Annotated in this window: 8 protein-coding genes and 1 CRISPR repeat array; of the genes, 7 read left to right on the top strand and 1 reads right to left on the bottom strand. The window is 63.4% G+C overall.

Features of this window, described 5'->3' with window-relative positions; all coding sequences use genetic code 11:
- Nucleotides 1-375: 375 nt before the first annotated feature.
- Entirely contained in the window at nucleotides 376-3,228 is a 2,853-nt protein-coding gene (locus tag ACFMO5_RS14015; RefSeq protein WP_376793368.1) for a GAF domain-containing protein, read from the bottom strand.
- Between the two features lie 433 nt (nucleotides 3,229-3,661).
- Between ACFMO5_RS14015 and ACFMO5_RS14020 the strand changes: the two genes are divergently transcribed.
- From ACFMO5_RS14020 to ACFMO5_RS14050, 7 genes are all read left to right on the top strand, one after another.
- Nucleotides 3,662-5,611, top strand: a complete 1,950-nt coding sequence (locus ACFMO5_RS14020) for a hypothetical protein (RefSeq protein ID WP_376793369.1) — start codon at nucleotides 3,662-3,664, stop codon at nucleotides 5,609-5,611.
- 116 nt (nucleotides 5,612-5,727) lie between these two features.
- Nucleotides 5,728-6,057 carry a hypothetical protein gene (locus tag ACFMO5_RS14025; RefSeq protein ID WP_376793370.1) on the top strand — a complete coding sequence of 110 codons (330 nt, stop codon included), beginning with the start codon at nucleotides 5,728-5,730 and terminating at the stop codon, nucleotides 6,055-6,057.
- A 97-nt stretch (nucleotides 6,058-6,154) separates the two neighbouring features.
- Nucleotides 6,155-7,330, top strand: coding sequence for a phosphatidylserine/phosphatidylglycerophosphate/cardiolipin synthase family protein (locus ACFMO5_RS14030; protein ID WP_376793371.1), 1,176 nt, complete (start codon nucleotides 6,155-6,157; stop codon nucleotides 7,328-7,330).
- A gap of 175 nt (nucleotides 7,331-7,505) precedes the next feature.
- On the top strand, nucleotides 7,506-8,294 hold the full coding sequence (locus ACFMO5_RS14035) for a lysostaphin resistance A-like protein (protein WP_376793372.1): 789 nt from the start codon (nucleotides 7,506-7,508) through the stop codon (nucleotides 8,292-8,294).
- Nucleotides 8,295-8,315: 21 nt separating this feature from the next.
- A complete protein-coding gene (locus ACFMO5_RS14040) occupies nucleotides 8,316-9,092 on the top strand; it encodes an enoyl-CoA hydratase (protein WP_376793373.1) in 777 nt (258 codons plus the stop codon).
- Entirely contained in the window at nucleotides 9,077-9,928 is an 852-nt protein-coding gene (locus ACFMO5_RS14045; RefSeq protein ID WP_376793374.1) for an AAC(3) family N-acetyltransferase, read from the top strand. The genes ACFMO5_RS14040 and ACFMO5_RS14045 overlap by 16 nt, the downstream gene beginning before the upstream one ends.
- 53 nt (nucleotides 9,929-9,981) lie before the next feature.
- Nucleotides 9,982-10,398, top strand: coding sequence for a RidA family protein (locus ACFMO5_RS14050; RefSeq protein ID WP_376793375.1), 417 nt, complete (start codon nucleotides 9,982-9,984; stop codon nucleotides 10,396-10,398).
- A 530-nt stretch (nucleotides 10,399-10,928) separates the two neighbouring features.
- A CRISPR array of direct repeats spans nucleotides 10,929-11,753; the repeat unit is 30 nt; unit sequence GTTTCAATCCCACGCTGGTTCGATTGAGGC.
- The last annotated feature ends 15 nt before the right edge of the window (nucleotides 11,754-11,768 follow it).

Raw genomic sequence — 11,768 nt, forward strand, 5'->3', positions numbered from 1 at the left:
CCGCCAGCTCCCCCATGGGGGAGGAGGGGGTGATCGGGTAGATGGCGATCACCTCGCTCAATTGATACGCGACATTCGCCGCTGCCTCGTTCCCATCCACGGTGACCATTGGTCGAGCCATCTTGAACCTCCGTTCAGCACAATCTCGATCGGCCCATGGGGCCGGGAACACTCCCCTCCGGCGCGCTCCAAGTTCAGTCAATTTTGCTGATTTTATTTCGATTAAGTATATACCCGACGGGCCCTAGGCGAGGATGCCGATCGTCAGATATGGGAGATGCCTTTCGTCAAATGGGAGTTCAATGCAGGGGAGGGGGCTTTGGCCCTTTCGCCTTAGATCCCGCTCGGCCGGAAAAGGGGGTTCTCCGGCCCGCGTTACGTGCGGACAATCGGCAACCACAGGCTCACGCATGTCCCGCGGCCGAGCTCGCTCCGGATCTCCACGCGTCCGCCGTGGGCCTCGGCGATTTGTTTCACCGCAGTCAGACCGATGCCCATTCCGCCGAACTTGCGGGTGGTGCTGCCATCGACCTGATAGAACGGCTCAAACACGCGCGGGAGCGCTTCAGGCGGGATGCCGACCCCTTCATCGCGAACCTGAAGGCACGCTTCGTCCCCTTGTACCTGGAGGGAGACATCGATGGCCCCTCCGTGAGGGGAGAACTTGACAGCGTTCTCCAGGAGCTCTGAGAAAGCCAGAAGCAGCAGCTGGCTCTCGCCAAGCACCCACACCGGATGGTCAGGCATATAGACGTGAAGGGAATGGCGCTGGGGATCGATCCGCGTCCGATAAACCCGACACGCCATCTGGGTGAGCTGCCGCAGATCCAGGAAGCTCAAAGAGCGAGCGCCGGCGCGGATCTCCTGCAGGGCCAGGAGGAGCTCCACATAGCGGATCAGGACGTTCAGGCGCTCCCGCATGACCCCCAGGGCCTGCCGCTGGTCCGAGGTGAGCGGGCCGAGAGCTTCCTGGTCCATGAGCTCCAGATATCCCTGGATGACCGCCAAGGGGGTTCGCAGCTCATGGGAGACGTTCTGGATCATCTGCTCCCGTGCCACCAAGGCTTGCTCCAGGGCCCGGTTGAGGGCTTCCAGCTGGCGGACGCGCTCCTGAAGCTCCTTCCACAGGCCAACGTTCAGCATGCCGGACGCCAGGATCGAGGCCGCCCGCTTCACCATGACGCGCAGGGATTCATCGAAGACCCGAGGAGTCGCCCAGGCGATTTCGAGAAGGCCGAGGAAGGTCTCATTGGCCTGCAGCGGGAGCAGGGCGAGGGCCTGGTCAGGCGCCTCGGGGAGTTGAGCACGGCAATCCTCCAGCCAGAGCTCTCCCCTCTGGAGCGCCTGACGGATCCAGAGGGGCCCCTCCCAGCGAACCTGGTCGGTGGGAGATATGGAGGGCATCCCGGCGCAAACCCATGCGATGAGCTGCCCCGAGCGTTCCGGATCGGGCGTGTAGATACAGATTCGGGAAGCGTTTAGATGGATCCGGAAGGCTTCCAGGGCGTTCCCCAGGGCCGGCTCCGGGTGCTGGAGCGACGACAGCGCATCGGACAGGGCGTAGAATATCCGCAGGCTCTGGTAGGCCTGGATGCGTGCGATTACCAGTCCAATCTCCTCCGCCGCCATCTCCAGCAATGCGCGCTCCTCAGCGGACCAGAAGTGCGGCCGAGGGCGGCTCACGGCCAGGCCGCCGATCGGTTGACCCTCGCTGTAGATGGGCGCGGAGAGGGTCGCTCGGATCCCGAGTTGCAGGAGGGCGTTGCGCAGTGGAGAGGGCGGCATCGCGGCGCAATCGGGGATCGAATCCACCGCATGAAGACGGTAGCTGGCCTCTCGGGAAGCTTTAAGGACGAACGCAAGCTGATCCGTACTAATCCCATGGGTCACAATCTGTTCGCCGATCCAGATCGCGCCGAAGGGAAGATCAAACGCTGTGCAGATGTGCATTAGGACGCCTTCCATAAAGCGCCGAGGCTCAGCGGATGCGAGTGCCTCATGCAGGATGCTACGGAGCGTCTCGAGCACGCGGGCCCGGCGTTGAGCCTCCTCCAGCCACTGCATCCGCTCGATGAAGCCAGCGACCGCTGCGGCGATGGTCTGGATCAGCTCGACCTCCGCCTCGTCGAAGGATCGAGGCTGCTTCACCGCATCCAAACCGATGGTTCCGATGACCTGCCCGCGGGCGATCAGGGGGACGATTATAGTGGAGCGGATCCTCAGGCGCTGGATGAGGGGCTTGGAGCTCCCGAAAGGCGCTCCGTTTCGCACATCGCTGAGAACCAACGGACGGCCGGTTGCGATGATCGTGGCGGAAAGGGGATCGTCTTGCAGGGAGATGCGCTCCCTCAGAGCTGAGGGGCCGCCATGGGCCCGATGTTCGGCGATGATCTCTAGGACCCCCTCACGGAGCATGGTGATGGCCCCTCGGTCGAAGCCTAACCGTTCCACCAGTTCCCGGATCAATGCGTTCAGAAAAGATGGAAGATCCGTGGCCTCTTGGGCCCTGGTGAGAATCTGACGGATGAGCGCGAGATGCTGTTCCAAGCCGCGATTCTTCTGCGGGGAAGGATCAGCCGGCGGGTTTATGGAAGCGCGTTCACCTTGATGGTGGGATTCCGCTCCACCCATCGCCTCAAGGTGTTGGGAGCTCAGAAACAGAGGCTCCAGCCGGGCGGCCGGTGGGGGATGCGCTCGATAGAACCCCGGCGCCAGGGATCCGATAGCCCTCCGAACCCAGGCGATCACAGGCGTGCTCGGCGATCCGGAGGCTGGCATCAGGACCAGTTGGGCGGATGGATCGAACATCCAGACGGGGTCCGGCCGGCCAGGCTGGTCCCGAGCGATGACGATCCAGAGCGCTGGCGCGCCCTGGCGAAGGCGCTCCACGAGGGCCCAGCGGGAAGGAGCCTCATGCAGCCATTCCGCCAGACCCTCCGCGAGGATCACCGCTGGGGATGCGTGTTCCCTCAGGATATGCTCCAGGGCTTCAAACAGTGGCAGATCCCATTTGGAGGCGTTCAGGCGGTAGACGTTCAGGAAACCCGGCGGATCCTTCTCGCAGATCCCTGTGTGTTCCAGGAGGATCAGCCGATAGCCTCTCGACGCCAGCGTGTGAAACATCGAATCGAGAATCCAACGTTGGCGGGCGTCCCCGGATTCGGTATAGATCACCCAGTCCCCTGGCTCAAGCCTCTCCCAAAGCATGGAAAGCGGGATACTCGCCATCGCCAGCCCCTCTGGTGATTCATCGGTTTTCGGGCCGATCGGGACGGTTGGCGGACCGGTGTCCTACCGCTACCGGTCAGCTCAAGAGTCATGAATCTTAAGAATTTTAACATATAACTTCGAATCGTTTCAACCCCCAATGGTTTGAACCATCTTAAGTTCAAAACTTGGATTATGAGGACGTGAGCCTCACAACTTGCTTTGTTGCAAAGATAAAACTTTCTGTGATGGGTGGGCCGCGTAGGCGGCCCACCCATCACAGAAAGTCCACGAATCAAAAGCTCATCCCTCTGGGTTAGGATAATCTCCTCATGTTGTTTGCAACAGAGCAATCACAACTGATGGCTGTCCGAAGCCCACGTCCAAGCCGCCGCCATGTGGGCTATCATTAACTGTGCGGGCTTGTAGGATCTTCAAGGTTGGGAGGCGATGCGTGAAACGGATAGCGATGTTCGCGCTGGCCCTCGGGCTGGCCCTCGGTGGCGGGTGGTGTGGGGGGCAAGAAAGCTCGCGGCCTCCCACGACGCCCCCCACCCCTTCGCCGCGGTGGACCGCGACCCCAGCTGTGACGCCGGCCGGGGCGAGCCGCCATGAGGCGGAGGAAACCCTCCAGCTCCTCTTAGGGACCGATCTGCCGATCCGGGACCTGCGGGATCTGGCGGTGCGGTATCAGGGATTGCCGCCGGAGACCCCCACGACCGCATGCCGAGGGGAGAGGGATCTCCCGGTGGGCACGCGGCGGACCTTCCTAGTCTCGAACAACGACACAAACGAAACATTCACAGTGACCGCTGTCCTGCGGGTGAAGACCCCCCACCTGTATATGTGGGTGGAAGAAGGCCGCCGGGTGAGCCAGGCCAGCCTGGAAGCCGCGGCGGAGGCCTTCGAGCGGCGGATCCATCCCACGGTCCGTTCTTTCTTTGGAAGCGAGTGGACCCCGGGGGTGGATTGCGATCCGCGCCTCGTGGTGCTTCACGCGGCGGGGATGGGGAGCGTGGCCGGCTATTACGCCAGCAAAGATGAATTCCCCCGGGCGGTGCGCTCGGATTCCAATGAGGCGGAGATGTTTTACATTAATTTGGATGCAGTGCGGGTGAACTCGGATTTCTACAACGGGGTCCTCGCCCACGAATTCCAACATATGATCCACTGGTATAGTGACCGCAACGAGGAAACCTGGCTGAACGAAGGGGCCTCGGAGCTTGCCGCGTTCCTGAGCGGCTATCGTGGAGGCGGCTTCGAGACGACGTTCCTTTTCCAGCCTGACACCCAGCTCAACACCTGGGCGCCTCACGAGGAGGGGAACGCGGAACACTACGGAGCGGCCTTCCTCTTTTTGGAGTATTTCCTGGAACGTTTCGGGGAAGAGGCCACCCGACGTCTGGTGGCCCATCCGGAGAACGGGCTGTCCGCGGTGGATCGCGTACTTCAAGAGATCGGAGCCGGGATGGATGCGGATGAATTTTTCTTGGAGTGGGTGGCGGCCAACTTCCTCGACCACATGGATCTCTCGGATGGCCCTCGGTATCGGGCCCTGCGGCTTCCGGAGCCCCATCGGGCGGCCACCGTCCGTCGTACGCCCCAGGAGATCCGGGAATCCGTCTTCCCCTACGCGACCGATTACATCGAGCTTCCCGCCGGCGAGGCGCTGCGTTTGGTTTTCCAGGGAACCCCCACCTTGCCCCTGGTCGCCGCGACCCCTTTTGAGGGGCACCGCTTCTGGTATGCGGCACGGGGGGATGAAGGCAACCCCCGCTTGACCCGGGAGATCGACCTACGAGGGGTGCGCCGGGCCACCCTGCGTTACCGGATCTGGTATGACCTGGAGCAGGACTGGGACTACGCCTACGTGAGCGTCTCCACCGATGGCGGACAGCGCTGGACGATTCTGCGGACCCCGTCAGGGACCGACGCGAACCCCAACCACAACAACCTGGGATGGGGCTACACGGGGATCAGCGGGGGGGACGGGGGACCGCGCTGGATCACGGAAACCGTCGATCTTACGCCCTACGCAGGCCGGGTGATCTGGCTCCGGTTTGAGGTGGTGACGGACGACGCGGTCAACCGGCCGGGGGTGGCCCTGGATGCCATCGAGATCCCGGAGATCGGCTTCCGGGATGGGGCGGAAGCGGACTCCGGGTGGGTCGCCGAGGGCTGGGCCCGGGTCGCCCCACGGGTCCCCGTTCGTTTCGCCCTGCAGATCCTGCGCGTCCGATCGGATGGAACGGTCCGGATCGAACGCCTCCCGGTGGGGGAGGACGGACGGGGGGCATGGACTTTGGAGGGAGGCCCGGACCGCCGCGTGGTCCTGGCCCTTTCGGCCCTCGCCCGGTTCACCACGGAGCCCGCGCCGTATACGTTGCGGATCGAGGGACCGTAATCGGGTTGTTCGTCACGGGGCGCTCCGGCGCCCGTTTCGCGGGGCTCCTCTCCTTCCCGCGGGCCCCGAACGGCGTAACGCCAATGGGATGGGATTCCAAACGGGGGACATTGAGAATGGAGCCTGTCCACGAAATATGGCTGGAGCGGATATTAGAGGATGAAAGCTGGCGGGGCGGTCTGACGGATGCTCAGGCCCAGCGCTTGCTCCAGTGGGCCCTGGCCCGGATCGGCCCGCATCCCGAAGAAACCGGCGAGGCCCTACATCGGGCGATGCGTCGGATCCGACGGGCTGTGCAGTCCCCTCCGGACGAAGCCGATGGGCTCTTGGCGGAATGGGGGATTCGCACGCCGCCGGAGTGGACATCCTGGACCATGGAGGAGCGCCTGGCTTGGACGTTGGAGGCCTTGTCTTCCTGGCGCCCCGGTTATTCCGGCGCCGACTGATAAAGTTTAAAGGAATGAACTCCCCCATGGGGGTTGGGGGGCGCGCCCTCGCCCCGCCGAACATCCACAGCATGACCCGTCGGGTCAGGAGGAACCTATGGGAACATCCCGTTCGCGGCATCCTCGCCGGATGACCCTCCATACAATACGGGGGATCCCGCCGCTTTCCGGGCTGATCGGTCTGTTGTTCCTGGCCATCCTGTTGCTCGCTGCCCAATATTGTCTGAACCGTCCGGCCGCTCCACCCCCTCCATCCCCGGAGGGGACGGGATCCCGCTGGTATGAGGTCTTCTTCACCACGCCCCGTTTCCCGGACGACCCAAGTTTCCATCGAGGGGGTGTGATGGATGCGTTGATCGCGGCCATCGACGGCGCGCGCCGAACCCTGGACGTGGCGGTTTACGACATCGACTGGATGCCGGTCGCGGAGGCCCTGTTGCGGGCCCGGGATCGCGGCGTCCGCGTTCGGGTGGTCACCGAGACCGACAACGCCGACACCCAGGCGATCGCCCGCCTGCGGGCGGGGGGCATCCCCGTGGTGACCGATGAGCGGCCAGGTTACATGCACAACAAATTCATGGTCATCGACGGCGAGCTCGTGTGGACCGGCTCGATGAATTTCACCGACAACGACGCCTATCAGAACAACAACAACGCGGCCCTCATCCGCTCGCCGGACTTAGCCCGCAATTATGCAGTCAAGTTCGCCGCGATGTTTGAGCGACGGGCCTTTGGCCCGGCCCGCTCCTCCGGCGACACCGTCCCTCGATTGACCATCGAGGGCGTTCCGGTGGAAAATTACTTCGCGCCGGAGGATCCCACCGTTGAAGCGATCCAGCGAGCCCTCCAGGGCGCGCGGGAACGAATCGTATTCATGGCCTTCGCCTTCACCCACCCGCAGATCGCGAACGTGCTGCTGGAGCGCGCTCGATCGGGGGTGGAGATCCATGGGGTGTTCGAGACCGTGGGGGCGGAGGCGCCGGCCAGCCAGTTCCGGCGCCTCCGGCAGGTCGGGATTGATGCGCTGAAGGATGGCAACCCATACACGATGCATCACAAGGTGTTCGTCATCGATCGCCGGGTGGTGATCTTCGGCTCATATAATTTCTCCCGGAACGCCGCCCAGGACAACGATGAGAACTTCCTGATCGTGGCGGATCCGGGGATGGCCGCCCTCTTTGAAGCGGAGTTCGCTCGGGTGTACGAGCAGGCGCTGAACCCGCCTCGTACCGGATGGCTGGGCATCGAACAAGCCTGGGTGAGGGGGTGGTAGTGCCTTGTCCATAAATTGGGGGTTTCCGGGGGTTGGGCCGGGGGGCCTTCGGCCCAACCCCCGGAAGATTTAGGGGGGAGGGACCCGCCCGTCTTCTCAACTGCATACCCCCAAAAACAAAGCTGGATGAAGCAGTAGCGGTTTCTCTATAACATCGATCAGGAGTGTGTAGACGATGCCCACACGTTCATCGCCGCGTTCCCCAACGGAAGAGTTGGAGCCGGCCCCGCCTTGGGGGATCGGCTTCGCCGTGTCCGCTCTGGCGTATTTTCTGATGGCCCAGTTCATGCTCGGCGTCCTCCTCTTCCTGATCTACTGGGTGCTCCTTGAGCCCAACCAGCCCTTCGAGGCTGTCTTTCAGCGCGCATCCTCCAGCGGGCGTTTCATGGGTCTAGCCAACACCCTGATTTACCTGTTTATCTTGCTGACGTTGGGGGCTGGCCTGCGCCTGTGGGTGCGAGGGCCGCTGCGCCAGGCCCTCCGTCTGGTCCCCCCGATCCGGATCCCGCTGTGGGCGGTGCCCGTCCTGGCCCTGGGCTTAGGGATCGCGCTAGACGCGGTGACCATGGCCCTGGGGCGCCCGGTGATCCCGGAGACGCTGGTTCCCCTGTTCCGGGGAAGGGATCCCCTGGGATGGGCGGCGATGGGGATGCTCACGGTTCTGGTCGGGCCGCCGACCGAGGAGTTGCTCTTCCGAGGTTTGCTCTACCCGGCCCTCGCGGCGCGGGTGGGCCCGATGTTCTCCATCTACCTGGTCTCCCTGATCTTCGCGCTGTTCCATCTGTTCACCTATGGTGGCACAGCGGATCAGTGGTTCTGGATCGCCCAGTCGTTTCTGGTCGGATTGGCGCTGACGGGCCTGCGAGCGCGCACCCGTTCCCTGTGGCCGCCCATCCTGATGCATATGACGTTGAACCTTTATGCGACGCTGGAGGCGATCTTCCTCCTGAACTTCCGGGCGTAAACCATGAACGAGGGGGGAGAGATGACAGCTTATACTTCGATCCTTGTGGAAACGATTGAGAACGTGGGGTTGATTCGTTTAAACCGACCCCAGCAGCTCAACGCCCTCAACAGCGTCCTCATGGAGGAGCTGGCCACTGCCCTGGAGGAGTTCGATCGGGACGATCGGATCCGCTGCATCGTGATCACCGGCAACGAGCGGGCCTTCGCCGCCGGGGCGGATATCAAAGAGATGGCGGAGGCCAGCGCGGTGGAGATGTTGCTCCGGGACAACATCGCCCGTTGGGATCGGATCCAGCGGGTCCGCAAGCCGATTATCGCGGCCGTCTCGGGGTGGTGTCTGGGCGGGGGGTGTGAGCTGGCGATGGCATGTGATATCATCATCGCCTCCGAGACCGCCGTCTTCGGCCAGCCGGAGATCAACATCGGGGTGATGCCTGGGGCTGGGGGCACCCAGCGGCTGACCCGGGCCATCGGCAAGTCCAAGGCGATGGAGATGATCCTCACCGGCCGCTATATGAATGCCCGTGAGGCCGAGGCCGCCGGGCTGGTCTCCCGCGTGGTCCCGGTGGAAACTTATCTGGAGGAAGCGATCCGCTTGGCGAAAGAGATCGCTGCCCGGCCACCCATCGCCGTGCGCCTGGCCAAGGAGGCGGTGAACAAAGCCTTCGAGACCAGCCTGCGGGATGGCCTGGACTACGAGCGGCGGCTGTTCTACTTCCTGTTCGCCACCGAGGATCAGAAAGAGGGCATGCAGGCTTTCATTGAGAAGCGGAAGCCGGAGTGGAAAGGACGCTGAGCTTGGTGAGTGCGCAAATCGGTTTCCGGACCCTGACCCTGGCCCTGGAGGCCGTTCGCTGGAACCCGGAGGGCCCGGCGCTCATCCTGGTGGCCCCTGAAGCGGCGAATGAGGTGCGGGGGGGCATCGCCACCGTGCTGGGGGCGGTTCAAGCGGTGATGCGGGGGGCCACGTGGCTGACCCCTGCGTTCACTTCCCGGACGATGGTCTACCCCCGGGTGGGGCCGCCGGACAACGGGGTGGTCTACCTGGCGATGCAAGGGGCCAACGCGCGGGCGACCTTCTTCCATCCCGATCTGCCAGCGGACCCGGAGTGGGAGCCGTTCTGGGAGGTGGCGCGGCGCCTGCCGGGTGCGCGCCGCAGCGAGCATCCGGTTCTGTCGTTCCTCGCGGTGGGCCCGCAGGCGGAGGCGGCGGCTTCCGCCCAATCCATCCTGGATCCGTGGGGGCCGATCCGCTGGCTCCACGCGGAGGGCGGCGATGTGATCCTGGTGGGGGCGGATCACACCATGAACGTGGCCATCCATTATGTGGAAGCCATGGCGGGGCGGAAGACCTTTGTGCGGTGGGCGTTGATGGACCGGCGGGTGGTGGAGCTGCCGGGTTTCCCGGGGTGTCGTCGGGGGTTCGAGGCGGCGGGCCCGCTCCTGGAGCCGGCCACCCGGCGGGTCCATTTGGGGGAATGGGCGGTTCAGGGGCTTCCCATGGAGCGGATGGTTCAGCTCCTCCTGGAGCTCCTGGGCCGGGATCCCATGGCGTTGCTCTGTGGGGACCCCCTCTGCCTGCTGTGCCATGCCGTTCGGCAGCATGTGCTTTATGGATCGCGCTCCGCATAGGGTCGCCTCTGGCGGGCCCTGTTCGCTTGGACATCCTCGTGGGAGGGAAATCGATGGCTCGGGAAGCGATTTCCACGGAGAGGGCCCCTGCGGCGGTGGGCCCGTATTCGCAGGCCATTCGGGTGGGGAAGCTGATCTTCACTGCGGGGCAGCTCGGCCTGGTGCCGGAGACCCGCGAGCTGGCGGGGCCGGACATCGAGCGCCAGACCCGGCAGGCGCTGGAGAACCTACGGGCCATCCTGGAGGCGGCGGGGTCCTGTCTACGCCACGTGGTGAAGACGACGGTCTTTCTGATCGATCTTTCGGAGTGGCCCCGGATGAACGCAGTTTATGCCGAGTTCTTTCCGGAGCGTCCGCCGGCGCGTTCGGCGGTGGGCGTGGCGGCCCTTCCGATGGGGGCCCGGGTGGAGATCGAGGCGATCGCCGAAGTATGCGATTGCCCGTCGCCGGAGGCGTGCGGGTGCCGTTGAGGGGGCCCTCGCCGGGGTGCGATGGAGGGCGACTCAGTGTGCCGAGCCCCCGACATCGGGGGCTCTTTTATTTCCTTATCGCACATCGCTCTATCAAATCCCCGCCGATTCCGCGCGTGCTGAAGGCTGCCACTGCCTCGTTCGATGAAGACAGGCTTGCCCCACCTCACAGCCCGAGCGAGCGTAGAAGCGCTGCCATCAACTTACGCCTCAACTTCCGTTTAATCCTTGTCCGGGTCGTGGGGATGCCGGTCTTTCGCGTAATCCGGTAGCGAGCGCGACTCAAACCGGGGGCGCGCTTCCAGGAGACGGAAAGCCCGCGCCTCCAGGAAAAGGAGAGCCATGGGCTTCGGGCCTTGAATCCCCTTCGTTTCCTAGTCCTCTCGATCCTCATCCCCTTAGACCTGGGCTTTTCTCCTCTTGCCCAGAGTGCCAATCATCAGATCATCCGATCACCGTGATTCTTACACCACGCGTGCGGGTTCGATGGAGGCTGCCCATCCACGAGGCGATGGCCATTGTGTCGTGGCATTTCAATCCCACGTTGGTTCGATTGAGGCATGGGGTGCGGGCGGACCGCATCGTGTTCGTCGGGCCGGTTTCAATCCCACGCTGGTCCGATTGAGGCCGGAGGAGACCCTCATGGCCTGGGGGGAGCGGGCTCGTTTCAATCCCACGCTGGTTCGATTGAGGCGATTGGCTGGGCCGGAACAAGGACCGTCGGGATCTGGTTTCAATCCCACGCTGGTTCGATTGAGGCGGGTCAGCGTGAAAAGAAGATGTAGGGCCCTCTACCGTTTCAATCCCACGCTGGTTCTATTGAGGCTTCCACTGGCAACTCCCATATGGAGGCAGATCCCGGTTTCAATCCCACGCTGGTTCGATTGAGGCGATGGTCCACCACTGGGATGGGGAGCTGTAGATCACGTTTCAATCCCACGCTGGTTCGATTGAGGCTACGTGAGGCGATTTGTGAACGAGGCGTTTCCCGACGTTTCAATCCCACGCTGGTTCGATTGAGGCCTGAGCGGTTCTACAGCTCAGAATCTGATCGAGGTCAAGTTTCAATCCCACGCTGGTTCGATTGAGGCTCCGACGGGCGCGGCCCCCAGGCCTGGATGCACAAGTTTCAATCCCACGCTGGTTCGATTGAGGCGCTGCCATCGCAGGGAGCTTGGCGGCCCGGATCTTGGTTTCAATCCCACGCTGGTTCGATTGAGGCCCGTGGCGGATGTTGATTTGAGATCCTAATTTCCGGGGTTTCAATCCCACGCTGGTTCGATTGAGGCTGAAAGACCCCGAAATTGCGAATATGGAAGAAAAGAGTTTCAATCCCACGCTGGTTCGATTGAGGCATGCTCCTCCACACT

It is taken from the genome of Thermoflexus sp., assembly GCF_042408365.1.
Lineage (GTDB): Bacteria > Chloroflexota > Anaerolineae > Thermoflexales > Thermoflexaceae > Thermoflexus.